At 38.5% G+C, this 26,429-nt stretch carries 27 protein-coding genes and 1 other annotated feature; of the genes, 12 read left to right on the forward strand and 15 right to left on the reverse strand.

Going from position 1 to position 26,429, the window contains the following annotated elements:
• Positions 1 to 188: 188 nt before the first annotated feature.
• Together MKX73_RS03825 and yyaC are read right to left on the reverse strand one after the other, a co-directional pair.
• Positions 189 to 854 carry a GntR family transcriptional regulator gene (locus MKX73_RS03825; RefSeq protein ID WP_340716370.1) on the reverse strand — a complete coding sequence of 222 codons (666 nt, stop codon included), beginning with the start codon at positions 852 to 854 and terminating at the stop codon, positions 189 to 191.
• Positions 855 to 1,009: 155 nt separating this feature from the next.
• Complete coding sequence (gene yyaC / locus MKX73_RS03830) at positions 1,010 to 1,588, reverse strand: spore protease YyaC (protein WP_340716371.1); 579 nt, start codon at positions 1,586 to 1,588, stop codon at positions 1,010 to 1,012.
• Positions 1,589 to 1,938: 350 nt separating this feature from the next.
• On the opposite strand from yyaC, the gene MKX73_RS03835 reads away from it, so the two are divergent.
• Positions 1,939 to 3,159, forward strand: a complete 1,221-nt coding sequence (locus MKX73_RS03835; RefSeq protein WP_340716372.1) for a CaiB/BaiF CoA transferase family protein — start codon at positions 1,939 to 1,941, stop codon at positions 3,157 to 3,159.
• Positions 3,160 to 3,170: 11 nt separating this feature from the next.
• On the forward strand, positions 3,171 to 4,481 hold the full coding sequence (locus MKX73_RS03840) for an SLC13 family permease (RefSeq protein ID WP_340716373.1): 1,311 nt from the start codon (positions 3,171 to 3,173) through the stop codon (positions 4,479 to 4,481).
• A 54-nt stretch (positions 4,482 to 4,535) separates the two neighbouring features.
• Here the strand turns inward: MKX73_RS03840 and MKX73_RS03845 are convergent, their stop codons facing one another.
• Entirely contained in the window at positions 4,536 to 5,714 is a 1,179-nt protein-coding gene (locus MKX73_RS03845) for an ABC transporter permease (protein WP_340716374.1), read from the reverse strand.
• A complete protein-coding gene (locus MKX73_RS03850; RefSeq protein ID WP_340716375.1) occupies positions 5,698 to 6,447 on the reverse strand; it encodes an ABC transporter ATP-binding protein in 750 nt (249 codons plus the stop codon). The genes MKX73_RS03845 and MKX73_RS03850 overlap by 17 nt, the downstream gene beginning before the upstream one ends.
• A gap of 308 nt (positions 6,448 to 6,755) precedes the next feature.
• Here MKX73_RS03850 and MKX73_RS03855 point away from each other — a divergent pair, with 308 nt between their 5' ends.
• The 5 genes from MKX73_RS03855 to MKX73_RS03875 all read left to right on the forward strand — a co-directional run bounded on the left by MKX73_RS03855 (position 6,756) and on the right by MKX73_RS03875 (position 9,350).
• Positions 6,756 to 7,175 carry an HIT family protein gene (locus MKX73_RS03855; protein WP_340716376.1) on the forward strand — a complete coding sequence of 140 codons (420 nt, stop codon included), beginning with the start codon at positions 6,756 to 6,758 and terminating at the stop codon, positions 7,173 to 7,175.
• A 157-nt stretch (positions 7,176 to 7,332) separates the two neighbouring features.
• On the forward strand, positions 7,333 to 7,701 hold the full coding sequence (locus MKX73_RS03860; RefSeq protein WP_340716377.1) for a YtxH domain-containing protein: 369 nt from the start codon (positions 7,333 to 7,335) through the stop codon (positions 7,699 to 7,701).
• A 183-nt stretch (positions 7,702 to 7,884) separates the two neighbouring features.
• Positions 7,885 to 8,448, forward strand: a complete 564-nt coding sequence (locus MKX73_RS03865) for an HTH-type transcriptional regulator Hpr (protein ID WP_251690456.1) — start codon at positions 7,885 to 7,887, stop codon at positions 8,446 to 8,448.
• Between the two features lie 142 nt (positions 8,449 to 8,590).
• Positions 8,591 to 9,130, forward strand: coding sequence for a DUF3267 domain-containing protein (locus MKX73_RS03870; RefSeq protein ID WP_340716378.1), 540 nt, complete (start codon positions 8,591 to 8,593; stop codon positions 9,128 to 9,130).
• A 34-nt stretch (positions 9,131 to 9,164) separates the two neighbouring features.
• A complete protein-coding gene (locus tag MKX73_RS03875) occupies positions 9,165 to 9,350 on the forward strand; it encodes a hypothetical protein (RefSeq protein ID WP_079524475.1) in 186 nt (61 codons plus the stop codon).
• Positions 9,351 to 9,448: 98 nt separating this feature from the next.
• Here the strand turns inward: MKX73_RS03875 and MKX73_RS03880 are convergent, their stop codons facing one another.
• Positions 9,449 to 9,553 carry a YjcZ family sporulation protein gene (locus MKX73_RS03880; RefSeq protein WP_081483416.1) on the reverse strand — a complete coding sequence of 35 codons (105 nt, stop codon included), beginning with the start codon at positions 9,551 to 9,553 and terminating at the stop codon, positions 9,449 to 9,451.
• A 147-nt stretch (positions 9,554 to 9,700) separates the two neighbouring features.
• On the opposite strand from MKX73_RS03880, the gene MKX73_RS03885 reads away from it, so the two are divergent.
• On the forward strand, positions 9,701 to 10,549 hold the full coding sequence (locus MKX73_RS03885) for a peptidylprolyl isomerase (protein ID WP_340716379.1): 849 nt from the start codon (positions 9,701 to 9,703) through the stop codon (positions 10,547 to 10,549).
• A gap of 51 nt (positions 10,550 to 10,600) precedes the next feature.
• Here the strand turns inward: MKX73_RS03885 and MKX73_RS03890 are convergent, their stop codons facing one another.
• On the reverse strand, positions 10,601 to 10,936 hold the full coding sequence (locus tag MKX73_RS03890; RefSeq protein ID WP_340716380.1) for a zinc ribbon domain-containing protein YjdM: 336 nt from the start codon (positions 10,934 to 10,936) through the stop codon (positions 10,601 to 10,603).
• Between the two features lie 251 nt (positions 10,937 to 11,187).
• On the opposite strand from MKX73_RS03890, the gene serC reads away from it, so the two are divergent.
• Positions 11,188 to 12,285, forward strand: coding sequence for a 3-phosphoserine/phosphohydroxythreonine transaminase (gene serC / locus MKX73_RS03895; protein WP_340716381.1), 1,098 nt, complete (start codon positions 11,188 to 11,190; stop codon positions 12,283 to 12,285).
• A gap of 112 nt (positions 12,286 to 12,397) precedes the next feature.
• Here the strand turns inward: serC and yhaM are convergent, their stop codons facing one another.
• Positions 12,398 to 13,333, reverse strand: coding sequence for a 3'-5' exoribonuclease YhaM (gene yhaM, locus MKX73_RS03900; protein ID WP_340716382.1), 936 nt, complete (start codon positions 13,331 to 13,333; stop codon positions 12,398 to 12,400).
• Positions 13,334 to 13,614: 281 nt separating this feature from the next.
• Here yhaM and MKX73_RS03905 point away from each other — a divergent pair, with 281 nt between their 5' ends.
• A complete protein-coding gene (locus MKX73_RS03905) occupies positions 13,615 to 13,800 on the forward strand; it encodes a YhzD family protein (protein ID WP_008406474.1) in 186 nt (61 codons plus the stop codon).
• Positions 13,801 to 13,904: 104 nt separating this feature from the next.
• Here the strand turns inward: MKX73_RS03905 and MKX73_RS03910 are convergent, their stop codons facing one another.
• The 3 genes from MKX73_RS03910 to MKX73_RS03920 all read right to left on the reverse strand — a co-directional run bounded on the left by MKX73_RS03910 (position 13,905) and on the right by MKX73_RS03920 (position 17,737).
• Positions 13,905 to 15,077: a hypothetical protein gene (locus MKX73_RS03910; protein WP_340716383.1), complete on the reverse strand. Its 1,173-nt coding sequence runs from the start codon at positions 15,075 to 15,077 to the stop codon at positions 13,905 to 13,907.
• Between the two features lie 125 nt (positions 15,078 to 15,202).
• Positions 15,203 to 15,985, reverse strand: a complete 783-nt coding sequence (locus MKX73_RS03915; RefSeq protein ID WP_340716384.1) for an enoyl-CoA hydratase — start codon at positions 15,983 to 15,985, stop codon at positions 15,203 to 15,205.
• Positions 15,986 to 16,051: 66 nt separating this feature from the next.
• Positions 16,052 to 17,737, reverse strand: coding sequence for an FAD-binding dehydrogenase (locus MKX73_RS03920; protein ID WP_340716385.1), 1,686 nt, complete (start codon positions 17,735 to 17,737; stop codon positions 16,052 to 16,054).
• A 376-nt stretch (positions 17,738 to 18,113) separates the two neighbouring features.
• Positions 18,114 to 18,358 (forward strand) — a binding site (T-box leader).
• Positions 18,359 to 18,434: 76 nt separating this feature from the next.
• Between MKX73_RS03920 and serA the strand changes: the two genes are divergently transcribed.
• Positions 18,435 to 20,060 (forward strand): phosphoglycerate dehydrogenase, encoded by a 1,626-nt coding sequence (serA, locus tag MKX73_RS03925; protein WP_340716386.1) that lies wholly within the window; start codon positions 18,435 to 18,437, stop codon positions 20,058 to 20,060.
• Between the two features lie 224 nt (positions 20,061 to 20,284).
• Positions 20,285 to 21,547, forward strand: coding sequence for a polysaccharide deacetylase family protein (locus MKX73_RS03930; protein WP_340716387.1), 1,263 nt, complete (start codon positions 20,285 to 20,287; stop codon positions 21,545 to 21,547).
• A 38-nt stretch (positions 21,548 to 21,585) separates the two neighbouring features.
• Here MKX73_RS03930 and MKX73_RS03935 read toward each other — a convergent pair whose 3' ends face one another.
• The 5 genes from MKX73_RS03935 to MKX73_RS03955 all read right to left on the reverse strand — a co-directional run bounded on the left by MKX73_RS03935 (position 21,586) and on the right by MKX73_RS03955 (position 26,052).
• A complete protein-coding gene (locus MKX73_RS03935; RefSeq protein WP_340716388.1) occupies positions 21,586 to 21,957 on the reverse strand; it encodes a DNA polymerase III subunit delta in 372 nt (123 codons plus the stop codon).
• 110 nt (positions 21,958 to 22,067) lie between these two features.
• The gene (locus tag MKX73_RS03940; protein WP_340716389.1) at positions 22,068 to 22,856 is read right to left on the reverse strand and encodes an HAD family hydrolase; all 789 of its coding nucleotides are present in this window, start codon (positions 22,854 to 22,856) and stop codon (positions 22,068 to 22,070) included.
• 123 nt (positions 22,857 to 22,979) lie between these two features.
• On the reverse strand, positions 22,980 to 23,225 hold the full coding sequence (locus MKX73_RS03945) for a DUF3006 domain-containing protein (protein WP_079524488.1): 246 nt from the start codon (positions 23,223 to 23,225) through the stop codon (positions 22,980 to 22,982).
• The gene (locus MKX73_RS03950; protein WP_340716390.1) at positions 23,212 to 24,408 is read right to left on the reverse strand and encodes an MBL fold metallo-hydrolase; all 1,197 of its coding nucleotides are present in this window, start codon (positions 24,406 to 24,408) and stop codon (positions 23,212 to 23,214) included. The genes MKX73_RS03945 and MKX73_RS03950 overlap by 14 nt, the downstream gene beginning before the upstream one ends.
• Before the next feature lie 141 nt (positions 24,409 to 24,549).
• Positions 24,550 to 26,052, reverse strand: coding sequence for a coproporphyrinogen III oxidase (locus tag MKX73_RS03955; protein WP_340716391.1), 1,503 nt, complete (start codon positions 26,050 to 26,052; stop codon positions 24,550 to 24,552).
• Between the last annotated feature and the right edge of the window lie 377 nt (positions 26,053 to 26,429).

Genomic DNA, 26,429 nt, shown 5'->3' on the forward strand with positions numbered 1-26,429 from the left:
TCTAAATTTTATAATGCGGCTGCGCTGAGCACAGTCTGCACACAAAAAGTATTGTTCCCATTACTGTAAAGCATTCAACGGAAACTACTTGTAATTATGTATTTATTAAGGACTTAAGTTCTGGGCTTAGCAGCCAATCCTCAATTTTTAACATAATACACTGTCATCACCTTTGAAAAGTCATCACATTATATATAAACACCTGATTTGTATTTGCGTAAATTAATAATTACACCGCCTGTATGAGTACGTAGTAACTGTTTAAAAAGCTCCATATCTCCAACTTTCAGTGCTTCATATAGTGCCTGGTGCTCTGAAATTGACTTCGCTAACGATTCGCTCAATTCAAAATGAATGGCTTGTATTCGCATTAAACGTAGGCTGATTTTATCGTATACATCCCGAATAATGGTGCTTCCTGAAAACTCAATCAAGATGCTATGAAAAGCGAAATTCAAATGAGTATACTCGATAATATCCTCACATACAGCCATCTGTTCAGTAATCGTTTTCATTTTTTCTAATAGTTTTTCATTGCTCCCAGGATTTTCGATCTTCTCAGCAGCCATATACTCCATCTGATTACGTACATCCAGCAAGTCTTGTATTTCAACTTCGCTATATTCTCTTACATACGCTCCTTTTCGAGGAATCCGATCAATTATTCCTTCCGTACCCAATAAATAAAATGCTTCACGGACAGGTGATCTGCTCAAATTAAATTTCTCGGCATAAGTCGTCTCGACAATTTTTTCGTTCGGTTTTAATTCACCTAATAAAATTTGCTCAAATAATTGCTGAGCAATGGAATTAGCTAAAGGATTGTATTGATCTGATTTAAAATAGTCTCTCACTATGAACACCACCAAACTGTATACTGTATACAATATACTATTACAAATTTTCAGAATTTACAACAGAAAATTCAAAATTTTCTCTAAAATGATTTTTTATTGTATTTAATGCTGTATTTATCTTTAGAACAAATAAAAAAGACAAGTAGATTTCTCTACTCGTCTTTTTTGGTATTTGCTAAATAATTTGCTTCTAGAATAAGAGAGGCCACTTTCAAAGATAATTGCAAAATAAAATGTAATCGTGTTTCGTGTAATTTTTTTAATCTGATGATTGAATCCCGAACATTTACTACAGCTGACAAATGATAATCTCCAACAAGAGGCAAAACTTTCATCGCATACTTTCCAGGACGTAATGCACCTTGTTTAAAAAATATTTTCCCAATATGCCTTTCGTTTCCAACGCTTGCATCGATAGCGACAATAATCGGATTATCATATTTTGTTTTTACCATTTCCACAACTTGCTTTAAGTTAAGTGCATCTACCGGATGCGCTATCGTTCCATACACTGGACAGGAAAATTCTGATTCAGTTAAATACTTACCAACAAAAGGACCAAATGAATCTCCAGTTGATTGATCAGTTCCAATACAAATAAAAATAATCTGGTCATTTTCGTGTTTTTGAAACATTTCGATCAGCATTTCTTTCACATTATCCAATCGTTCATAATTTTCCAAGTTATTTTCGATAAGCTCCTCTGACCTTTGTTCTTTTCCTTGCTCCATATTAAAATCCTCATTTCAAAATTTTTAAAGGTGTAAAAAAAATTTTTTTCGGTTTTTTGAGTAGCCACTAAATGTGGATAAAATTATTAGTAAAAGCAAAATTTCTCCTACGTATCCCTGTAAATACATTTTATCAGTAAAACAACTGCACCATTAGCTCCCACTCTTTTCTACATATTGGAAATACTTAAGCCTTTATATAAAGTGATTTTTTCTTACTATAGCTATAATACGATTATTAACCAAACAAAAACAAAGAATAAACGAGAATAAAATACTCATTTGACAGAAAATTTTGTTTATTGTAACATCCTCATCAACAACATTTTCAATGATTAAGGAGGATGATTATGACAAAACCACTTGAAGGAATAAGAGTGCTAGATTTAACAAGAATATTAAGCGGACCATACTGTACCATGCTTCTGGGTGATATGGGAGCAGATATTATTAAAATCGAATCCCCTGAAGGAGATGACACGAGGAAATGGGGACCTCCATTTCTCGAAAATGAAAGCGCATACTATTTGAGTGTAAACCGGAATAAAAGAAGTTTAGTCCTGAACTTAAAATCTCCTGAAGGAAAAGAAATATTTATCAAATTACTGAAAAATGCCGATGTGGTCGTTGAAAATTTCAGACCAGGCCAAATGGAAAAATTCGGTCTTGGTTACGAAGTGTTGAAAGAAATTAATCCTAAAGTAATATTAGCATCTATATCAGGCTTTGGCCAAACTGGGCGTTATTCAAATAAACCTGGTTATGATGTTATCGCTCAAGGAATGGGAGGCTTAATGTCTGTTACTGGTGAAGATGGCCGTGCCCCAGTAAAAGCAGGCTTTTCCATAGCAGATATTGGATCTGGAATGTGGGCCATTATTGGGATATTACTAGCATTGAATAGCCGTAACCAAACCGGTAAAGGTCAGTGGGTGGACGCTTCCTTACTGGATACGATGATTAGTTGGCAAACATTTTTGGCAACCGGATTTTTAGCTACCGGAGAAAATCCAAAACCTTTAGGAAATGCCCATCAATCAATCGTTCCTTATCAAGCCTTTGAGTCTTCAGACGGTTATTTCAATATCGGGGTAGGAAATGATTCACTTTGGGAAAAAATGTGCAATTTTTTAAATTTAAAACACTTAATCCATCATCCTAACTATAAAACAAATAATGATCGGGTTCGTAATCGAACTCAACTAATTGCTATATTACAAGAGAAATTTAAGTCAAAAACTTCTAAAGAGTGGATTAATTTATTTGAATCTCATGGTATTCCGGCAGGACCTATTTATAACTTCGAGGAACTATTCCAAGACGAACATGTCCATGATCGAGAAATGGTACAATCTGTTCCTCACCCAACAATTGGTGATTTGCAGTTAACAGGGATTCCAATCAAGCTTTCAGATACGCCTGGAGAAATAACGTCTCCCCCACCATTGCTTGGTCAGCATTCTACCGAGATACTTGAGGAAATTGGCTATACGTTGGACGAAATAGAAAAACTATATAGAAATAACGTCTCAAGCACTACTCAACCTCAGTACAAAAGACAAATTAGTTAGGAGGAATTAAAATGAGTTTGGAATTATTCGCTATTATCTTTTTAGTCGGTATGTTCATCATTGGTTCAATCTTCCCCGTAAATATTGGTGTTCTTGGTTTTGTAGCTGCTTTTGTTATTGGCGTTCTTGTTTCCGGCATGGAAACTAAAGCTGTTCTCGGCGTATTCCCGGCAGATTTATTTGTATTATTAACGGGGATTACGTTTATGTTCTCCATTGTTCAAAAAAATGGGACAATCGATTTAATCGCAAGTTGGGGCTTAAAGTTAGTAAGAGGAAATTTGGGGTTAATTCCATGGGTAGTTTTCTTCCTGGGCACAGCACTAGCTGCGCTTGGAACATCTGTTGTAGCACTAGCTTCAATTTTAGCTCCTTTAGTTTTACGTCTAGCCTATAAATTTAAAATTAATGCATTAATGATGGGAACTTTGTTAATTGTCGGTTTAACAGCAGGCGCATTTTCACCCTTAAACTTATTCGGCCTTATTGTTAAAGGCGTATTAGAAAGCCGTGGTTTACCGCATGAACCTGTCATTTTAATGGTTAACGTTTTATTATTCTGCTTTGTAGTCGGTTTAATCGTGTTTGTTGTTTTAGGCGGGATTAAAAACTTCAAGCTAAGTTCAAAAAATGTATCTGATGCTCAACTTCGTACTGCTGCTGCGTATGCATCTGACGAAGAGTTTGAAGAAGAAGAAAATATTTTTGACAATGTAAAACTAGATTGGTATAAAGCTGCTACTTTAATCGGTATTGGTGTATTAATTTATATGGCATTATTCTTGGAATTTCATATGGGCTTCTCTGCATTTACAATCGGTTTAATTTTGGCGTTCATGCGTCCTTCATTACAAACTGAAGTTGTTAAAGCCATTCCTTGGCCAGTAATTTTGATGGTAACAGGTATCGTAACGTATGTAGGTGTTCTTGATGCTATCGGTTCTATCGACTATATGACTGACTTAATATCCGGTTTAAACAATTCATATGTCGCATCACTAGTAGCTTCTTATACAGGCGGGATTATTTCATCTTTCGCTTCAACAACTGGATTCCTAGCAGCCATCATTCCTTTAGTAACACCTATTTTGGAAGATCCAACTATATCTTCTACTGGTGTAGTGGCTGCAATTGCAATTTCTTCAAGTATCGTAGATTTAAGCCCATTCTCTACTAATGGTGCATTACTTTTATCAAACTGTAAGCCAAGCGAAGAACGTTCTTTCTTCCGTAAACTATTAGTAATGTCGGGTATTTTCATTGTAATTGGTCCACTTGCAGCTTGGTTACTATTCGTAGTAGTAGGAGTGCCTTGGGGGTAAAATTTAATAGTCAAAATAAAAAAACGTCCACCTTCTATAAAGGCGGACGCTTTTTTATTTTGACATTCTCATCGTCAGTTCACTCACTGCAATAATGACAACCGGAATGATGTAAAACTGCGGCTGCGTCATTGCACAAAGTGTCACGATAATGGCCTGTACAATGCTCAGTTGGCGAAGCAGTTTTGCGACAGCCTGTTTTCTCGTATCGCGCGGGATCGGGTAAAGCATGTCCATACGGAAATCTCCTGCAGACATAAGCGCATACTTAAGCTGAAGTGTTGTCGCAAATGCCAGTGCTCCTGCAACGATCCAAGTTACAAATGGAATCGAAATAAACATCGCAATAACAGCTGAAATCGCCGTTAACCGTACCCATAAATAAAAATGGTCATCTGTCCGGATAAACGTACGGTAAATTAAATAGGCCTGTGTGTTTTCCTTTTTATAGCTGATCGCTTTATACGCAATATCAAGCCATGCACGACGCTTTACAGAACCCTTTAAATGCGGGACATCTGTGAAGTAGTTGGCAAAGCGGTAAAAACGCATCATGCGGTTTTGCTCAAGCTTAATAAAATGCTCGTAAGGCACTGGATTATCCTGTACTTTTTTCTTCAATGTAAATGTATAGTAAGCCATCATAATAAGAAATACGATGCCCAGCAAACCGTCTGTCAATGTCATTTGAATCCCGATAATCGATACGATTGCCCGTACAAACCGGTCGAGTAAAATGGCATTACCACGATTTGCATAGCGGTAGTTGAATTCGGCGCGAACATTAATGAATTTCAACACTGCGATAAATGCAGCAGTCAGCCAAATTTCACCCACGCTGAGTGTTGTAACCTCTTTCAACAGCGGAATCGCTATTATATACAGAACGACCGGCACTAACAGCTGTGACCAAAATGTCCAGTTCATCGCCTTTTTAAAATAGTTCGGCATTTGGCTTTCCAGCGGCAGCAAGTATACTTGATCGGGTTCTTTCAGCAATGTGACAGGTCTGCTGAATGCCACTAATCCCCCTACTATAATGGCAATGAGCCACTCTGCCGGGAAATCCGGCTGCACGACCTTCAGCCATTCGCTGTACTGATAGCCACCTGCCCCCGCGATAAAGACAAGGACAATCGCAATATGCCCTGTAAAGACGAAGCGCATATACTTCATCACTTCGCCGATGTAATGCTCGAAGCGCTTAGCCCATACACTATGCATGCTGTTCATTGTCCTGCTCCTTTGTCATCGCAATATACAAATCATCCAGTGTCGCAGTCGGCATATTGAACGCTTTGCGTAAATCATTCATAGTCCCCTGTGCACGTACCCGACCTTCGTGAAGCAAAATGATGCGGTCACAATGTTTTTCTGCAGTCGATAAAATATGTGTCGACATTAATATCGATGCACCTGCACGTTTTTTATCATCCATTTGGTCAAGCAATGACTGAATGCCAAGCGGGTCCAATCCGACAAACGGCTCATCGATAATATACAGGCTTGGATCGACTAAAAATGCGCACATAATCATTACCTTCTGGCGCATCCCTTTTGAAAAGTGCGACGGGAACCAGTTTAATCGCTTTTCCATACGGAATTCCTTCAATAAAACTTCGGAGCGCTTTTCCAACGTTCTTTCATCTAAACCATAGGCCATTGCCGTTAACTGTAAATGTTCTTTTAATGTTAATTCTTCATATAGTACGGGTGTTTCCGGAATATAGGAGAAACTTGATCGGTACTTGTCCAAATTTTCCTTCAGCGTCACACCGTTTAAACGAATTTCTCCAGAGCGCGGTAAGAGCGTGCCAATAATATGCTTGATCGTTGTACTTTTCCCGGCACCGTTAAGGCCGATTAATCCAACGAGCTCCCCTTTGTTAATTTCAAATGATAAATCTTGAATAACAGGCTTTCTCGTATAACCACCTGTTACATTTTGCAGTTGTAAAATTGTCACAGTCGTCACTCCTCTTTTCTAAAATTTAGTTTATCAAAAGCGAATAAAATTGAACACTGAATGCAACACTCAATTCAGAGAACAAAAAATAAATCCTTCATATAAGAAAGTAGTTTTCCGAATAATCTATGATAGAATAAAGAAAAATAATAGTATCTTCACCATAAATTGGGGTTGTACAGTTGATTTTTATTGCAGGCGGATGCTTTTCGTGAGAATTTACCGCCCTGTATCCCTCAATTTACAATAACATTATTTTCTAACTTCTAATGGTGAAAATCAAAAATAAAAAAGGAGCGATAAATAAGATGAGTGATTGCTTATTTTGCAAAATCATTGCCGGTGAAATTCCAAGTATTAAAGTTTATGAGGATGAGCATACTTTTGCCTTCATGGATATTGCCCCGTTAACAAAAGGTCATACATTGTTAATACCGAAAACGCATTGCAAAGATCTATTTGAAATGCCGGAAGATGTAGCACGTAATTTATATGCTGCTGCCCCGAAAGTGGCTAATGCCATTAAAGCTGCTTTTAACCCGGCTGGTATGAATACGATCAATAACAACGGTGCAGAAGCAGGTCAAACTGTTTTCCATTACCATCTGCATCTCGTTCCGCGCTATGATGAAAAAGATGGACTGGTTGTCAGCTGGAATGGTCGTTCACAGGAATTCCCGCCGGATGTGCTGTCTACACTTTCCGAGGAAATTAAATCACACTTATAATTGCTCCTTTAAGGAGACTATGGCCAGCATCTTTTTCGTAATTGAAAATGCTGGTTTTTCTATTAATACCTTCATTCGGTCTTTCCAATGTTTATCGAAAGATGGATTTGGAAAAAGATTTGGATAACAAATATATAAAAAAAGCGAGGTTATCAATATGAAAGCAAAATCATTTTTACTTGGTATTACAACAGGTATCGTTAGCGGTGCAGCTGTCGTTTTATTTACAGCACCACAATCAGGAACAAATTTAAGACAAAATCTATTGGAAAATACAAAAAACGCCAAATCAAAGCTCCAGGACGTTCAACATGAACTGAATAATGTAAAGCAATCGATTACAACTTTAAAAGCAGAAGTACAAAATAGTATGCCCAGTATAGTAAATGAATTAAAGGATAATTTCTCAAATTTCAAAACTCAGATTGAACCGGAAACAATAAATCTAAAACAAGAAATAGAGAAATTACAGAATTCTATCAGTGAAATCGAGAAAAATATTCCTTCAAATAGAAATAACGAGTAATGAACAGTAATTTCAAGCTATAACTTTTGAACTAATTCAAATTTCAAAAGCAGTCAAATTAATCTTAAATTTACTTTTTTATAGCATAAATCAACCAATGTTGAATTATTCCATTTTTCTAACTTTAAAGTCTTTTCTTTTATTGCTATAATATTTTTAAAACGTAAATGAAAGAAGAAGGTGATTGCTTTGACAGAAGATTTATACTCGCAACGTGAGGCTATGTTATTTAGCCAAAGAGTCGCACAACTTTCGAAAGCACTATGGAAAGCTATCGAAAAAGATTGGCAAACATGGATTAAACCTTTTGATTTGAATATTAATGAACACCATATTTTATGGATTTCATATCATTTGAAAGGTGCTTCCATTTCAGATGTAGCTAAATTTGGTGTCATGCATGTATCTACCGCTTTCAACTTTTCAAAGAAATTAGAAGAACGTGGATTACTTACTTTCTCAAAACGTGATGAAGACAAACGTAATACATATGTTGAGTTGACTGATAAAGGTGCAGAACTCATCCTGCGTATGTATGATCATTATCACGATACAGAACATACAATTTTGACAGGTGCATTGCCATTAAAAGAACTTTACGGACGTTTCCCGGAGTTTTTGGATGTAATGGCTGTTATCCGCAATATTTACGGGGATGACTTCATCGAAATATTCGAACGTTCTTTCTTTAACTTCAAAGAAACAATCGATGACAAAGGAAAGCCGTCAATTACCACAACTTTATAAAATATATTTAACAAGAAATGTCGCCAATTTAAATTGATGACATTTCTTTTTTTATTTATTATAGTTAGTTTTATGTTTAATAATGTTAGGTTAATGGAAAAGCATAATAAGTCCTTTTCCATAATATTTTAGGAGGGCTCTTATGCATTGTTGGAAAACGATCAACATTGAGCGCGAATACGGTACGGGAAGACTTGTATTACTGGCAATCACCCTTTTCATCCTTGTATTCTGCTTTTCATACATTGCATTTAGTTTTAATTTTAACGGTAAGCATATCGATCGCCATTTATGGTTAGTTTTATTAGTAATACCTTTTATTTATCCTATGCATAAATTATTACATTATTTCGCTCTGTTTCAACATAGAAAATCACTCGTCATTCGCTTTAAAATTCAACATTTCATGCCGATTGTCCGGATGCGTCTGCAGAATGGCATTCCAAAAAAGTCTTACATTTTCGCACTTTTAACACCTTTTGTTGTTATTAATGCTGCATTGATCACCGGGGGCATTTACTTTCCCGAATATGCGCATTATTTTAGCGCTTTGCTCGCATTCCACTGCTGTATCTGTCTTATGGATTTTTTATATGTGAAAAATTTAATGTATGCACCAAACAATGCTATAATTGAAGAAACGCCAAGGGGTTATGAAATTTTAGTTCCGCTTGATATTTAGGTTTTTACTGATGCTTTAGAGGGGAGGAATAAATTTGTTACTACTTGTTGTAATCTTATTCTCAGTAATATACTTATTCCAAATAAATCGAATGACTGCCGCATTATGCAGTCGACGTGAAATTCCAGAAGAAAAACAGCCAAAAATTTTCCGTACGATCAATGTACTGATTACGATTTTACTTGTAAGCATGTATGTTGAAGTACTGCTAGCCGTTTAAAATTGAATTTTTTTATGTAATAAATTTTTTGGTCCAAACTTTAATAATTGGAAAAGGTGTGTTAAAAGCCGTAATGACTTTTAACGCACCTTTTTTTCTTAGTAGATGAAAGCTGCACCTACAATAATCAACAAGATAAACAATACAACTAAAAGAGCAAAGCCAGAGCCGTAGCCGCCGCCGTTGTAACCTCCGCCACCCATATTGACACCTCCCTTCTCTCTTTCTCTCAATATCGTATGCACTTGTTGTTACAAAACTTAGGCGCTCTTCACATGCAACCATTTTGTTTTTAAATCGTTTATGTTATAGTTACAATTGCATTAAAGTTAAGTTAGGAGCGTATTCAAATGAAAAAGACCATTTTTGCATTAACAGTTGCTGCTTCAATCGGTTTAGCTGCATGCAGTAATCCTGGAGATGAAGTTGTTGTATCAACAAGCGTAGGCGATATCACTCAAGAAGAATTTTATAATTCAATGAAGGACATCGCTGGTGACCAATTACTGCAGCAAGTAGTAGTTGAACAGATTTTAAACGATAAATATAAAGTAACAGATGAGGAAATCGAAGAAGAATTGAAGGGTGTAAAAGAGCAGTATGGCGAAAGCTATGAGGCGATTTTGGCTCAGAACAATTTAACGGAAGAAACGTTGAAAACTAATATTCGTTTCACTTTGTTACAAGAAAAAGCTTTAAAAGATGTTGAAGTAACTGACGAGGAAATCGAAAAGTACTACAACCAGGCATCTCAAGAATTAAACGCTCGCCACATTTTAGTGGAAGATGAAGAGACTGCAAAAGAAATTAAAGCTAAATTAGATGCTGGGGAAGATTTTGCTGAATTAGCGAAAGAATTCTCAACTGATCCAGGTTCTGGCGCACAAGGCGGAGATTTAGGCTGGTTTACAGTAGGTACAATGGTGCCTGAATTCAACGATGCTGCATATGCATTGGAAGTAGACGAAATCAGTGAACCTGTACAATCCGAACACGGTTTCCACATCATCCAAGTGACTGAAAAACGTGATGTTAAAGATTACGGTAAACTTGAAGACAAAAAAGAAGAAATCCGTGAATCAATCGCAGCTTCAAAAGCGGATTGGAACGCAAAAATGGCTGAGTTAATTAACGATGCTGATATTGAAGTGAAAGACAAAGATTTAAAAGACGCATTTGCAGGCTTCAAAGCTGAATAATCGTTGATATATAATAAAAAATGCGAGGCCTATAACGGGCCCCGCATTTTTTTAGTTTTTCTTCACGAATTCCGATTTCAGCTTCATTGCACCAAAACCGTCGATTTTACAGTCAATATTGTGGTCGCCTTCTACAAGTCGGATATTTTTCACACGTGTACCGATTTTTAATGTAGAGGAGCTTCCCTTTACTTTCAAATCTTTTACAACTGTTACGGTATCCCCATCAGCCAACAGATTGCCGTTTGCATCGCGTACGACTAATCCTTCTTCTACTGTTTCCGCTGATTGAGACCATTCATGCGCACATTCCGGGCACACATAATTTTGACCATCTTCATACGTATACTCTGAACCGCACTCCGGGCATTTCGGTAATTGTTCCATGATTAATTTACCTCCTGTATTTCATCCCCTCTATCCTCGCATAGTTCCTGTTTATAAACAAGACTATAAAAGTAAATTGGCCCAAAACACGAACATTCCCTTTTCCTTTGTGACAAAAATCTATATATTTTCAATAAGTTCTTCTCTTTTTTGTTTATTAAAAAATTAATTTCAAGAATTTTCACATATTTGTGCCGAAAGGGTATATTATCAATTTATATATTCCAATATTACATTCAGGAGTGATTGCATTGACAGTAACAACAAAACGCGCATTTAACTTTAATGCTGGTCCATCGGCATTACCATTAGAAGTTTTACAAAAAGCACAGGCGGAGCTCGTAGATTTCAAAGGTACCGGTATGTCTGTAATGGAGCTAAGCCACCGCAGCGCTGCATTTGAAGAAGTACATAATGAAGCGATTGCAAATTTACGCCAGTTATATGAAATCCCTGATAACTATGAGGTACTATTTTTACAAGGCGGAGCAAGCCTTCAATTTTCAATGATTCCAATGAACTTCTTAAGCGAAGGACAAAAGGCGAGCTATATCCAGACAGGAGCATGGTCAGAAAAAGCTTTTGCAGAAGCGAAGTTATTTGGGACACCTGTAGAGGCAGCAAGCTCTAAAGACAATAACTACAAAAATATCCCGGCTCTTTCGGATATCCAAATCGGTAAAGATTCAGCATACCTTCACTTAACATCAAACAATACAATTTTCGGAACACAGTGGAAAACGTTCCCCACTACTGGTGAACTTCCGCTAATTGCGGACATGTCTTCAGATATTTTATCGAAAAAAATTGATGTATCGAAATTCGCCATGATCTATGCGGGTGCACAGAAAAACTTAGGTCCTTCAGGTGTAACGGTTGTCATCATCCGTAAAGATTTCCTTGAAAAGGCAAATTCAAATATCCCGACAATGCTGAAATACGCAACACATTCAAAAAATAACTCATTGTACAATACGCCTCCTACTTTCGGTATTTATATGTTAGGTGAAGTATTGAAATGGGTGAAAGCTCAAGGTGGCTTAGAGGCGATCGAGCAGCGAAATGAAGAAAAGGCGAAATATATTTATGATGTCATCGATAATTCGGACGGCTTCTACTTCGGCCATGCAACGGAAGATTCACGTTCATTGATGAACATTACGTTCCGTGTAGCAGATGAAGAACTGGAGAAAAAATTCCTTGCCGAAGCAAAAAAAGCCGGATTTGTCGGTTTAAACGGTCACCGTTCTGTAGGAGGCTGCCGCGCTTCTACTTACAACGCTGTCCCAGTCGAAACATGCAAAGCCCTAGCTGATTTCATGGTGAAATTCCAGCAGGATAATCAATAGTATTCAATCTCATAGTTAAAGGCCGTTCAAATTTGTTTAGAATTTGAACGGCCTTATTTTTAAATCCATCAAGTATATCTCTGTTATTATCGTCTATCAAAAACCTGCCAGCTTAAATCATCGGCTTGTAGAATGAGCGGTTATCCAATGGGAATAGACGCTCTGTAAATTCGCCAGGCTTCGTTTTGTCAAGGGCACGTGTCAGCATATTCATCTTCGCATCGATATTATCGATATAGTGCAAAATTTCCGCTTCCTGAATCATAGGCTTTTTCGGGCTGCCCCACTCTTCTTTTCCGTGATGTGACAACACTAAATGCTGAAGAAGCATCACTTCTTCCCCTTCGATTTTCAGCTCATTGGCAGCTTGACCAATTTCGTTGACCATAATGGATATATGACCAAGCAGATTGCCTTCCACCGTGTACATTGTACCTACCGGACCGCTCAGTTCAATTACCTTACCGATATCATGCAAAATAACGCCCGCATATAATAAATCACGGTTCAGCGTCGGATATAGGTCACAAATTGCTTCACTTAATTTCAGCATTGATACAACATGGTCAAGCAAGCCTGACGCATAGTCATGATGATTTTTAGTTGCTGCAGGATAAATCAGGATTTGATCTTGGTATTTTTTTGTAAGATTGCGTGTAATACGTGATATATTCGGATTTTGAATTTGAAAGAAATATTGTGTAAGCTCTTCAAATAACTGTTCTTTCGGCACAGCAGATGTCGGTAAAAGATCGCTGATTTGAATGCCTTCCTCATCACGTGCAGGTCGGATTTGTTTCACACGCAGTTGGTTTTTTCCACGATAGTCGTGAATTTCTCCCCCAACTTTTACAATTACCTGTGCACGGTACAGATTTTCATGTTCTTCGTTTGTATCCCATAGCTTCGCTTCAATATCGCCGCTACGATCCTGTAAAATTAGTGACATAAAAGGCTTGCCGACAGTCGTTACGCCTTTTTTTGCTTCTTTTATCAATAAATATTGGTCCACTTGTTCACCAGGTTGGAGTTTTGTAATTCCATTCACAAGTAATCGCCCCTTTATAACTCTATTACGATTTATTGTAACATGTATATGCGTTATTTATCGATTAAAAGACAATCAATTGCTATTCCACTACCGAAAGCTAAATTTTTTTAGCAAAATAGGGTTTAACAAATTCAAAATCCGGGTATTAATCGGTGAATTAAATTGTTCATGAACAGTTCATAAAGTACAAATATTTCTCGTATAATGGTGGCTGCTTCGTGAATTTTCTAAAAACTTCTAGTATAATTATATTATCTTGCTTATAAAGGGTGGTTTAAATGGAGAATTATCGTTTTACTGCATTTGAAAAAACTGGGGAAACATTATTTGATGAAGTGTGGAATTTCGCAAACGATGATGCTGCAAAAATCGAAGGTCAAAAGCAAATCGAAGAAAAAGGTATTGCTGAAAAAACTCACCGATTAGTTAACTCATCGGGTAAATTAATTTTATTCCACGTCTAAAATTAAAATTACATAGTGAAACTTCAATCCGGATTTTACCGGTAGTTGACCTCCCGCCAGTGCGGGATAAACGAGAAGGTGCCCTGAAAATTCAGGGCACCTTCTTATTTTACTAAACGTTTAATCGCCACATAGAGCTCTTCGTTTGTGGGCACTTGTAAATACATGCGCAGCCGGACAATCCGATTCAATTCCTTTTCAATCATAGCTCTGGCATATGCCGTACGATCTTCTGTCGCATACATCTTCCGGAATTCTTCCTGCATATTATACAATTCATTAAAATCACTTAACACGAGCTGGAGCTCTTTTTCATTTAGCAAATATTGCTCCACTAAATCAACAAGTTCCTCATTAAAAATTTCCAGCATTTTAACCGCGTCATCTTTTATAAATAGATCAAGCACTTTTTTGACAATCGTCGTCGTCAGTATACTCCCTACAATAAGACCGATGATACCGCCGATTAAGCTAATGACAGTTGTACTAACATTCGGAATTGACAGGCCGACTCCCCCACCTACGATTAAACCGATAATACTCCCGGCAACACTTGCAGCCGTTTTGGAAATATTTTTAAATAGTTGCGCCGGAGACATCTGGTTTTTAATCATCCGAATGATATCTACGCTCGACATGACACCTGTTACAATTGCTCCTGTTACTACATTTGCATTGAGTAAGGTGATGGTCTTTTTAGCAATAACAGAGCTGTACATCGCCTTTTTCGTGGCCGTACTAGCCATCTTTTTCACTACTGCTTTTGCACCGTTTTTCTTTACGGCACTTGAAATGCCTTCATCCAGTTCAATATGGTCAACAATATTCAGGTTATCGATTTGCTTTTTGATGATTTCTTCGGCAAATGGTTCCCCTATAACTGTTAAACCTGTCAGTACAGCATTTTCAACTGCGGTACTTCGCTCTGCACCATTCCACTTACTTTGGGCGAAAGAAATTGCGGTACTCATTCCGATTGTTTCTTTCTTAAAATCGATGCAGCCTCTTTCATCAATTACTAAATTATGGATATTTCCAGCATCTAATATGTGACGAACTTGCTCATATGTGAATGCACCTTGTTTAATAATATCGCTATTATCAAAATGGGCATGTATTTCATAATATTGCTCGAACGGGACTTCCAAGTAATTACTATGTTCCTGATCCAGCTGTTTTAATTCAATTTCGCAAATTGCAATCGCATCATTTACATTGGGACAATACACATTGTGTACGAAATGTCGCCGGTTGTCTGATAGCCAAATTTGGTCCATGAAGTTACCTCCATTTTTCGTCTTTCACTATCATATAAGCATTCGGTAATGTTGTACAGTAATATTTTATTCCCCAATAAAAAAGGAGGCACCAGCATTGTTGCACCAGTATCCTCCGACAATATTTACTTCCCTTCAAACTGTGGCATTCTCTTTCCTATGAAAGCCTGAATGCCTTCTAAATGGTCTTGCGTCTGGCGCATTTTCACCTGCCCTGCCGATTCGCCTTCCAGTATTTGCTCCAACACAGGCAGGTTCGCATTATGCAAGATCAGCTTTGTTTCGATCTTCGCCAAAATCGGTGATGCCAGCAGCTTGCCGACAAGTTGGTCCACAGTTACCGGTGCCTGACCATCCTCCACATTATAATCAATGAGTCCTAATGTTAACGCTTCATCACCGTTTAACACTTTTCCTTCCCATATCATTTGCTTCGCTTTTGGTGTTCCGAGACGTTCCTTCATAAAGAAGTGTCCGGCACCGTCAGGAACTAAACCGATTCCGATAAAGTTCATCGCCAATTTACTCGATTGCTCCGCCACAATGATATCGCTTCCTAATGCCAGGCTAAATCCTAATCCGGCTGCAGCTCCATGAATTTGAGCAATCGTAATCATCGGAAGTGTATAATAAGCTTTCACTAAACGTGAAATGTCTTCCATAATCGTTCCGAAATCAGAAAAGTCATCTGATGAAACCATCATTTTTACATCGCCGCCAGCAGAGAAGACTCTCCCTTCCCCTCTAATGATAAGAATTTGAATATCCTTTTCATTATGTAGCGCTTCAAAGCAGTCCGCCAACTCGCGCATCATTGTAAAATCCATTGCATTCATGGCATTCGGGCGATTTAATGTTAATGTTGCTTTTCGCTCCGCAATTTCCAGCTTAATTGTTTCAAAGTTCAATTGTATACACCCCTCATTTATGAATAACCATTCATTTCGACAAATGATTTCATAACTCCTTTATTTTCATACTTCCAATGCTTTGGCTTTGTTCGGTACAGGATTGAAAGCGGCTAAATATTTACCGACCTGCAAGCCCGTAAATAAGCACCCGCCTAAAAATGTGCCTTCCAATGAACGGTAGCCATGTACACCACCGCCGCCAAAACCGCTGACTTCTCCTGCCGCAAATAGTCCTTGGACAGGGTTGCCCTCGTCATTTAGTACTTGCCCGTTTAAATTGGTTTGTAATCCCCCTAATGTTTTTCTTGTGAGTATATTTAAACGTACCGCAATTAACGGTCCGGCTTTCGGATCCAGAATCTTATGGGGTTTCGCTGCACGGATCAATTTATCACCAATATAGTTTCTTGCTCCATGCAGTGCATTAATTTGTGCATCTTTTGAGAAAGTATTTTCAATTTCACGGTCCCTTGCTAAAATCTGCTCTTTAATTTGCATAAAATCCAGCAAATCATTGCCTGCCAGTTTGTTCATACCATCGACTAAATCTTTTAAGCTATCCGCAATGACAAAGTCTTCCCCGTTTTCTTTGAATGCCTGAACGGCTTTAGGCGGTCCTGGTAAAACACGCTTCAGCACGTCCTTTATACTTTTATTAGTCAAATCCATATTTTGCTCAGAGCCGGATAATGCAAATTCCTTCTCGATTATTTTTTCCGTCAAAATAAACCAGGAATAGTCATACCCTGTTTTTTGAATTGCTTCAAGTGTGCTGAGTGTATCAAAGCCGGGAAAGTTCGGTGCTTTGAAACGGTTTCCTGTTGCATCAAACCACATCGATGAAGGGCCTGGTAGTATACGGATTCCATGGTTTTCCCATATCGGATCCCAGTTTTTCAATCCTTCCGTATAATGCCACATACGGTCTCGATTGACGATACGCCCGCCTGCCCGTTCGGTAATTTCGAGCATTTTTCCATCTACAAATGCAGGTACGCCGGACACCATATTTTCCGGCGGCGTACCTAGTCGTGACGGCCAATTTTCTTTGATAAGTTCTAAATTCGCTCCGATACCACCGCTTGCTACTACGACTGCATCTGCCGTATATTCAAATGTTCCGATGACTTCTCTGGAACTTTCTTCCCCGCGGCGTATGATACTATTATCTAAAATATTCCCTTGAATGCCCGTAACAGCCCCATCTTCAGTCATTAATCCTGTCACTTGGCGGCGCGGCAAATAATCGATTAAACCATTTTCCGAAGCCTGCAATACTTTACTTGAAAATGCTTCTACAATCGCGGGGCCAGTTCCCCAAACGATATGAAAGCGGGGAACCGAATTTCCATGTCCGCCTGCTAAAGCACCCCCGCGCTCTGCCCATCCTACAACCGGAAAAAATTGAATGCCTTGCGATTTTAGCCAATCATATTTTTCTCCCGCTGCAAAATCCACATAAGCCTTTGCCCATTCATATGCCCAGTAATCCTCATCCTCTAATCGGTCAAACCCTGCAGAGCCGCGCCAATCTTGCCATGCGAGCTCCTTGCTGTCTTTTATACCCAACCTTCGCTGTTCGGGAGTATCTACTAAAAACAGTCCTCCAAATGACCAAAATGCCTGACCCCCGATTGAATTCTCGGGCTCCTGATCAACAAGCAATACCTTTTTTCGAGCATCTATGAGCTGACAAACTGCAGTTAATCCTGCTAACCCCGCTCCGATTACGATTGCATCATAATGCATTTTCTACTCCCCCTTTGTCAGTGCACCTGTTATACAATTTCGTTGTATTTTTTATTTCCCCTTCTAATTATTTTTCTTTAGAGCATTGAAAATTTAAATTACGACAAAATTTTATTGAAATAGTAAAATCATTATTTTTCCGATAAATGCTATGACTCGTAATTTTTCTGTAAATTCAAACAAATCCCTTCAAATCAATACCGATAGCGCTTTCATTCTTTTTCCGAAATACGAACATTTAATTTAGATTCCCTAAATATCGTTCGTAAAACAAGCACTTATTTGCTAATTAATTCACTAATTATTTATTAATTTTGAAAATTCCGTTGACAAAGATGAACAATCGGGTTTATGATGTTATCAAATTTAAAAACGAAAAAATATTGTGATAGAGACATACTATTTAGTTTTGTATAGCAAAGAGAGCTGGTGGTCGGTGTAAACCAGTGTATACGCTAAATATGTTCCACTCTTGAATAGAGTAGCCGAAAATCCAAAGTAAGCTATTCCGTCTCATGCACGTTACGCATATTGATAAGGTTGTATGACTATTTTTCATATAGTAGGCAACGAATAAGGGTGGTACCGCGATTTGTTTATAGAATGCCTTTCGCCCCTTACGTTATTCGTAAGGGACGGAAGGCTTTTTTTTATAGTTATTTAAAAAAATATTAGTAAATTTTAAGGAGAGATTATAATGACAGCAACACAATTAATCGAAAAGGCAACAAAAACAATCAACGTATTTATTGCAGATCCATTAAGTGATGACGGTATTTTCCCGCTGCGTCAAGAAACTGAATTAAACTTAAATATCATCGTTGATACAGGGTTAGCCCCTGAAGAATTAATAGCACGAATTGCAGATGTGGATGTATTGCTTGTCCGCTCTCAAACAACCGTTACACGCGAAGTGATTGAAGCAGCGAAAAACTTGAAGTTAATCGGGCGTGCCGGTGTAGGTGTTGACAACATCGATTTAAATGCCGCAACAGAATACGGAATTATTGTCGTAAACGCTCCAGACGGGAACACGAACTCTGCGGCTGAGCATACAATTGCAATGATGACATCTCTTGCCCGTTTTATTCCGCAAGCATTCAACACACTGAAAAACGGCAAATGGGATCGCAAGTCTTATGTTGGGGTTGAACTTAAAAACAAAACATTAGGTGTAATCGGAATGGGACGTATCGGTGCTGAAGTAGCTTACCGTGCAAAAGGTCAACGTATGGACGTAATCGCCTATGACCCATTTTTAACTGAAGATCGCGCTAAAGAATTAGGGATTACAAAAGGTACTGTTGACGAAGTATGTGCAGCAGCAGACTTTGTAACTGTTCATACGCCACTTTTACCTGAAACTCGCAACATCATTAATAAAGAGCGTTTTGCCATTATGAAAGACGGTGTCCGTATTATCAACTGTGCTCGCGGCGGTATCATTAACGAAGATGATCTATACGATGCGATTGTTGAAGGTAAAGTAGCAGGTGCCGCACTGGATGTATTCGTACAAGAGCCAGCAACAGACCATAAGCTGTTAACATTGCCGCAAGTGATTGCGACGCCTCACTTAGGTGCATCTACAGTGGAAGCACAGGAATCAGTAGCAGTTGATGTATCAAACGACATCATTAAATTCTTTAAAACAGGTACTGTAACTAACCCGGTAAACATGCCGTCTATTCCGAAAGAAAAGCTTGCGGAAGTAGAACCGTTCTTCGCATTAGCCGAAAAGCTTGGTAAGTTCTTAATCCAGGTTACTGAAGAAAGCATCAAACAATTGAATATCTCTTATGCTGGAGAAGTCGCTAACTTCGATGTACGTCCATTAACGGCAAATGCTATTAAAGGTCTTCTTTCAACGAACCACGGCTCTCACGTAAACGATGTCAATGCGCGTTACTTGGCTGAACGTATCGGCATTCAGATCAATGAGCATAAAACAACAACTGCTAAAGGCTTTACAAATTTAATTACGGTAGAAATCGTGACAGAAACAGAAAAACATACTGTTGCTGGTACGTTATTAAATGGTCTTGGTGCCCGTATCGTTAAAGTCGAAGGTTTCGTTGTGGATGTTATTCCTAACGGCAACCTGCTTTATATTAAAAACCAAGATAAGCCAGGTTCAATCGGCCGCGTTGCCACTAAGTTGGCAGAAAAAGATATCAATATCGCTACAATGCAGGTTGGTCGCGATCAAATCGGCGGCTCTGCAGTCATGATGCTTGTCGTTGATAATGAAGTAACAACAGAAGATTTAATTTTTGTTGCACAACTTGAAAATATTGATGAAGTAAAAGCTATTTCACTTTAATTATTTCTACTACTGATGAACGAAAATTTCGTTCATCAGTAGTTTTTTGTTTTAACCCATTCCCCATTCGCATACATAAGTTTAAAGGACGATTTTATCTCTTATTAGTTGAAACTTCGACCGGATAAAATCTTACATAAAACTTGGCGAAAGTGAAGACCCGTACCCCAATCCCACCAACCGTTCACTCTATTCGCTCACTTTTTAATAAAAGGAGAGTTTAGTTGAGAAAAATACTTTATTTCCTATTAATTGTTTTCTGTAGCGTTGGTGTTTCCCTATTAAATAACGATCATATCCTTGCAGCAGCCCCTTCTGCCACAATTAAAATCACAACTATAGAGACCGGCGTATTCGATGAAACATTGAAGCAAAAAGTAATTACACTGTCAAAAGCATCACCCGTTATCGTACTTTCAGAAGCGGATGGATGGGCTGAAATTCAATATAAAACAGTGATAGGCTATATTCCTAGCGAATATTTAAAGTCTGCACCCCCTCAATATATGCTCGTACAAGCAAAAGAAGAGCCTCTAGTACGTGTGACGAATACGAAAGAGAGCGACATTAAAGGAAAACTTCATCTAAATACAATAGTAGAGCTTTACGGGTCTGCAACTGCCGACTTTGTTTTTGTAAAATACGGAAGTCTTGCAGGTTTTGTTAATCGGCAGGCACTTGTAAAACCTGTTTCAAAAGCGATGATCGTCAAAGGTTCGGCCGATTTAGTTGTAAGAGAGATTGCCAGTTCTTCAAGTACGGAAATTGGCGTGTTACGTAAAAACAGTTCTGTTAAAATGCTCACAAATGTAAAAGGTTGGGCGTTTGTCACAACGGATAAGCTGGCAGGCTATGTGCTGACGAATGGATTGGCCAAACCGCCTGTTGTAAAGGAAAAGCCAGCAAAACCAGTTCCCCCCAAACCAGCAACGGATAAAAAAATTGCCTTAACATTCGATGACGGTCCCCACCCAAAAGTGACGAGGCAAATTTTAAAAACGTTGGAGAAGTATGAGGCAAAGGCGACGTTTTTTGTTGTGGGGCAAGAGGTGAAGGAACATCCTGAAATTTTAAAAGCCGTCTATAACGCTGGCCATGAGATCGGCAACCATACATTCAATCATAAAAAACTGACGACATTATCATCCAAGGAAGTAAAGCAGCAAATCCAGTCAACCGATACGCTTATTAAATCGACGATCGGCCAACGGGCAACTGTCTTCCGTCCCCCTTATGGAAGCTATGATAAAACGATTACCGACCAATTGAATGTTCCGAACGTACTGTGGACAATTGATACACTTGACTGGAAGCACCGTGATCCGAAAAAAACGGTACTGGCCGTAAAAGAACATGCAAAAAACGGGAGTATCATATTAATGCATGATATTCATCAGACAACTGCCGATGCATTGGATGAGGTGCTTGCAACACTCCAAAAACAGGGCTATGAATTTGTGACTGTTTCCGAACTGTTAGGAAAATAAATAAAAGGACCTGGCGAATGTTTCACCAGGTCCTTATTTTACAATGCTTTTAGTTGTAAAAAAGATAAATACTCATTTATTAAAATAGAGTCCGTTTCAAATAGTGGCAATGTCACAATGTCTGTACTTTGCGCAACCCCTAATGCTGCAATCGCAACGAAAAATAAGACACCAACTGCAATAAATGCTGACAGTATACGGTGTGCTCCTTGCATTTCCGGATTGGCCTGTTTTCTGTTTTTACGGCGTACAAGGCTGAAGAATCGGTTTTTGTTTTCAGGTAAATGAAGCACATGTTCACATGCCAAACAAAGGTATGCTGTATGATGGTCAATCGTTATCGGATTGATCTGAACTGAATTGTTTGTGCGGCCGCAGTTTTCACAGCGGCAACTATTATTATTTACCATAGAAAAACCTCTTTCATCCCTTTCATATCTAAATTATATCATGAATTTTTAGAAAATTCATTCTTTTAATACAAAAACGCACTTACTTAAAGTAAAGTGCGTTTGCTAGTTTATAAAGTTTTCACTAACTGTAAAAATTCTGTAAGTGATGTTACTTCATATGTCGGGACAATTTCTGGATTATGCGGTTTACTTTCACGGTTAATCCAAACGTTGCGCATACCGACACGAGACGAGCCTAAAATATCGGTCATTAAATTATCGCCGACCATAATGGCCTCATCTTTCGTAACCTGTGCTTTTTCCATTACAAACTCGAAAATTGAAGCATCCGGTTTACCTTTACCGAAATCACCTGAAATAATAACATGGTCAAAATACGGTACAATCTCCGGAGTAATCTCCAGCTTTAAATTTTGTAAACTTGGTGCACCGTTCGTTAATAGCACAAGCTCGTATTTCCCTTTTAATTCATCCAATACCGCAAATGTATCTTCATAGAAAAATGGTGCTTTTTTACGTTCTTCTACAAAACGCTCCCCAAGTTCTGCGCCTAATGTTGCATCTTCAATTCCAAGGGCCGCCAAACCATTTGTCCAAGCTTCAGCACGATAGGCAGGTACAATTTCTTTCATCTGCTGAAATTGCGGTGTCGGGTCATCAAATGTTCCCCAAAGACCTTCAAATGGGTTAATACCGATTAAGACCGTGTAGTCATATGTAGGATAACTTTCATAAAGACTGCGTGCTGCCGATCTTACTGCTTCTTCCAATTCCTGTGCATCGACGTTTTTTTGGGTCGCTGCATAATCACATGTCTTTTCAAATGCCGTTTTTACTGATTGTTGATCGAATAATAAAGTATCATCTAAATCGAAAATTATTGTTTTGATAGCCATTGTTACGCTCCTAAAATTAATATATGTACCCATACATTTTACCATACTAAAGCGTACAATTTCCGTTACTTTTTGATTTTTCTAAATTTTTGACAACAAATCTAATTAAGGAATAAAAGCCTGTTATTCCTTATTTCTTAATTGCTGTAACAGATTATTAACACGTGTTTTTTGATTTTCAGTTTCTTCTTTCAGTAACTCAATCTTATACTCAAAACCATCATCCAAAATATTTACTATATCGCCTTCTTTAAGCTCTGATGGAATTTCAGCATAATGGATCAGAAGTTGCTCCGTTTCTTCCGGGCGTTTTAAAAAAATCGCATAATCTCCATCAAATCGGTCCAGCGTGTATTTATTGTAGTTCACTTACAACTTCCCCTTTCGCATTGACTAATTGGGCTGCATCGCCGCTGTTTAGCCATATTTGTCTTTTCGACCATTCCAGTACGGCCGCACCTGTTTTTGCATTGGGACCACTTGTAATCGAAAGCTTTTTACCTGGTGTTAAAATAATATCCGGGAAACTAAATACTTGATCACCTTCAACGGATATTAATTCCCAGCCTTCCAAATTAACCGCTTGATTACTATTGTTCTGGATGACAACAATTTCTTCATGCACATCTTTACTGATCAGTTCGACTTTACTGCTCTTTGTTGAGGCTGGTAACGGTATCGAATTCGTTGCCCCGATACCTGTCCACTGCTGTGCATCTATGTCATATATTACCCCATCTGTAGTAATTACAATCGTTCCGGCTTCTGCAGTACTATATATTTCACTGTTTACGTTTTTCAGTATATCAATTACTTCTGCATGCGGGTGACCGTATTTATTGTCCTGACCATAGCTTAATATAGTTGCTAGTGGACTGACCGCTTCTACAAATTTAGGCGAACTGCTCGTATTCGATCCGTGATGGCCTGCTTTTAAAATGGTTGCCTGTACATCGGTTCCTTTTTGTAAAAGCTCCTGCTCTACACCATTATCGGCATCTCCCATAAGTAAAAACGAAATATTTTGGTATTCCGCGCGCAGAACGATTGAAGCATCATTATTATCAGAAGCCGTTTCATCTGCAGCAAGTACTTCTACAGTAAGGTTGTCTTCAAGCTGAAATTCATCTCCCGTTTTAGGGATCGTAAACTTAATATTTTTAGCTTGAATGAGGCTTAGCATTTCTTCATATGTTTGAGACGTATGTACTTTTCCGGAATCGATAAATTCCTTTATTGAGATGGAATTCAGCACTGAAATCAGTCCGCCAATATGATCGGCATCCGGATGTGTTGCGACTACATAATCCAACCGGTTGACTCCTTGTGCTTTTAAATAGGCGACAACTTCCTTACCGGCACCCTTTACACCACCGTCAACAAGTATTGTTTTCCCGTTTGGCGCTTCGATGAAAATGGAATCCCCCTGTCCTACATCAATAAAGTGGACGGCCATTTCCTTTAGTGGTTCTTCGTATGTTTCTTCGGCTGGTTCTGTACATCCTACTACGAATAGTAACGTGAACATTAACAGTCCTATTAATTTTTTCATTGCAACAAATCCTTTTCTTTTACTCTCTTACTAGTTTACACAAGTTGATCTTATTATAAAAATGTCCCCTTCGCAGAAAAACCAAATAGCACATGCCAATAGTTTGGCTGTGCTATTTGTCGATATTTAAAGGTCATCAAATTAAGAATATAGCTCATCTAAAATCGCGATTTTCTTGGCGATTGATTCTTCAAATGTCAGGATATATGCTGCTGGATCTTTCGGGTTGTGGAACTGTGTAATTTTGCCGGTAGTCGGATGCACGAACTTCGAGGAAGCGCCGCAGCCGATACCTAAAATTGTCTGCACTTCTTCCATAATGACAATATTGTAGATTGATTCTTCTTGCGGCTTACAATAGCCGACGTTTTCCAAGTTTCCTAAAATATTTTTCTGGCGGTATAAGTAATATGGAACATAGCCGTTTTCAGCTGTCCATTCTGTTGCCATCTGCATCATTTTCCCTACTGTATCACGGTCGGCTACTTTATACTTGTCTTTGTTTCGCGTCATTTCCGAAGCACGCTTAAAGCTGAGTGTATGGACCGTTAAACTTTCAGGCTGCATTTTTGCCGATTCCGCTAATGAATGCTCGAATTCTTCAATACCTTCATTCGGCAAGCCGATAATCAAATCCATATTGATATTATTCATTCCGGAATTGCGTGACAGCCAAAACTTCTCTACTGTTTCTTCAACAGTATGATGGCGGCCAATTGCTTTTAATGTTTCTTGCGTATAGCTTTGCGGGTTAACAGAAATACGGTCAATGCCCCATTTTTTCAATACTTCGATTTTCTCGGGTGTAATTGTATCCGGACGCCCTGCTTCTACCGTAATTTCACGAATAGACTCGGGATTCGGGAAAGCATCAAACATTGTTTTATATAATGCATCCATTTCATGTGCCTCAATCGAAGTCGGTGTACCGCCGCCCCAGTAAATCGAAGTAATGCGCATATTCTTTTCAGTCAGCCATTTCCCCATTTCACGCAGCTCAATATGCAGGCCATCGATAAATTTCTCTACGCGTCCTGCCTTACGATTTGATTGGATCGCATAGGCCGGGAATGTGCAATACGCACACATTGTCGGACAAAACGGAACTCCGATATAAATTGAAATTTCCTTGCCAAGCTCGTCCAGATCAGGAATCACCGTAAGTTGTCTCTCAACAATCGCTTTCATCAATGCGATTTTCTGATCCGAAATTCGGTAATCCTCTTTTAGTACCGCGGCAATTTGTTCATCATTCATACCGGCTTTACGATATTTATGATAAAGCTTTGTCGGGCGGACTCCTGTTAAAATCCCCCACTGCTGCGTCATACCCGAATATTGTTCGAGTACATCAAGCATGACATGTGACAGTGCACGCTTCATTCGGATGTTTTGCTCTTTTTCCGTTCCTTCTGTCTCATACTTAATCGAATAGTCGCTCGTATATTCCTGTCCATCTACTTTTAGCTTGGCAAATGTGGAAATCGTAAAATTTTCATCGATAGACTTGTTAAATTCAATCGACATATCGGAACCGTCCTGATCGATCTGAATAACGGAATCTTCGTAAAATAAATTGGCTATATGATTAAGAACACGTGTCCAGTCTTCTTTGAAATGCTCATTAATATGAATCGTTTTCATGTTATTCTCTACCTTCTTATTGTATTAAATAAAAAATCTATCTCATTGTAACAAATATTAAGGTAGAAGAAAAAAAACATGTTTATTTCTTAGTGAAATTAGTCCGGATAATCGTCTATAAAACTCCCTGAAATAAAAAAAGAGCCCCTTCTAAAATCAAAAAGCCATTTTTCTATAACAGAAAAATGACTTTTTATTGTTTGCAAAATTGATTTCCATTCCGGGGACGCTTTCCGGGGGCACGGCGTGGGGCCAACACGATGTTGGTCACAAAAGCGTTGCCACAGGACGTGGCGCTCTTAGCTTTTGTTCCTAAGTCTCAGACATCGTGCTATTCCCCCAGGAGTCGCCCCTCCATTCCAATCAATTTTATAAAG

This window comes from Solibacillus sp. FSL W7-1436 (assembly GCF_038007305.1).
GTDB lineage: Bacteria > Bacillota > Bacilli > Bacillales_A > Planococcaceae > Solibacillus.

What these genes read in the sequence shown, in the direction of transcription:
- yyaC (WP_340716371.1), bottom strand. Translation starts at nt 1,588, where the DNA reads ATGGAGCAAGGAAAAGAACAAAGGTCAGAGGAGCTTATCGAAAATAAC.
- MKX73_RS03835 (WP_340716372.1), top strand. Translation starts at nt 1,939, where the DNA reads ATGACAAAACCACTTGAAGGAATAAGAGTGCTAGATTTAACAAGAATA.
- MKX73_RS03840 (WP_340716373.1), top strand. Translation starts at nt 3,171, where the DNA reads ATGAGTTTGGAATTATTCGCTATTATCTTTTTAGTCGGTATGTTCATC.
- MKX73_RS03845 (WP_340716374.1), bottom strand. Translation starts at nt 5,714, where the DNA reads ATGAACAGCATGCATAGTGTATGGGCTAAGCGCTTCGAGCATTACATC.
- MKX73_RS03855 (WP_340716376.1), top strand. Translation starts at nt 6,756, where the DNA reads ATGAGTGATTGCTTATTTTGCAAAATCATTGCCGGTGAAATTCCAAGT.
- MKX73_RS03860 (WP_340716377.1), top strand. Translation starts at nt 7,333, where the DNA reads ATGAAAGCAAAATCATTTTTACTTGGTATTACAACAGGTATCGTTAGC.
- MKX73_RS03870 (WP_340716378.1), top strand. Translation starts at nt 8,591, where the DNA reads ATGCATTGTTGGAAAACGATCAACATTGAGCGCGAATACGGTACGGGA.
- MKX73_RS03880 (WP_081483416.1), bottom strand. Translation starts at nt 9,553, where the DNA reads ATGGGTGGCGGAGGTTACAACGGCGGCGGCTACGGCTCTGGCTTTGCT.
- MKX73_RS03885 (WP_340716379.1), top strand. Translation starts at nt 9,701, where the DNA reads ATGAAAAAGACCATTTTTGCATTAACAGTTGCTGCTTCAATCGGTTTA.
- MKX73_RS03890 (WP_340716380.1), bottom strand. Translation starts at nt 10,936, where the DNA reads ATGGAACAATTACCGAAATGCCCGGAGTGCGGTTCAGAGTATACGTAT.
- MKX73_RS03905 (WP_008406474.1), top strand. Translation starts at nt 13,615, where the DNA reads ATGGAGAATTATCGTTTTACTGCATTTGAAAAAACTGGGGAAACATTA.
- MKX73_RS03910 (WP_340716383.1), bottom strand. Translation starts at nt 15,077, where the DNA reads ATGGACCAAATTTGGCTATCAGACAACCGGCGACATTTCGTACACAAT.
- MKX73_RS03920 (WP_340716385.1), bottom strand. Translation starts at nt 17,737, where the DNA reads ATGCATTATGATGCAATCGTAATCGGAGCGGGGTTAGCAGGATTAACT.
- serA (WP_340716386.1), top strand. Translation starts at nt 18,435, where the DNA reads ATGACAGCAACACAATTAATCGAAAAGGCAACAAAAACAATCAACGTA.
- MKX73_RS03935 (WP_340716388.1), bottom strand. Translation starts at nt 21,957, where the DNA reads ATGGTAAATAATAATAGTTGCCGCTGTGAAAACTGCGGCCGCACAAAC.
- MKX73_RS03940 (WP_340716389.1), bottom strand. Translation starts at nt 22,856, where the DNA reads ATGGCTATCAAAACAATAATTTTCGATTTAGATGATACTTTATTATTC.
- MKX73_RS03950 (WP_340716390.1), bottom strand. Translation starts at nt 24,408, where the DNA reads ATGAAAAAATTAATAGGACTGTTAATGTTCACGTTACTATTCGTAGTA.
- MKX73_RS03955 (WP_340716391.1), bottom strand. Translation starts at nt 26,052, where the DNA reads ATGAAAACGATTCATATTAATGAGCATTTCAAAGAAGACTGGACACGT.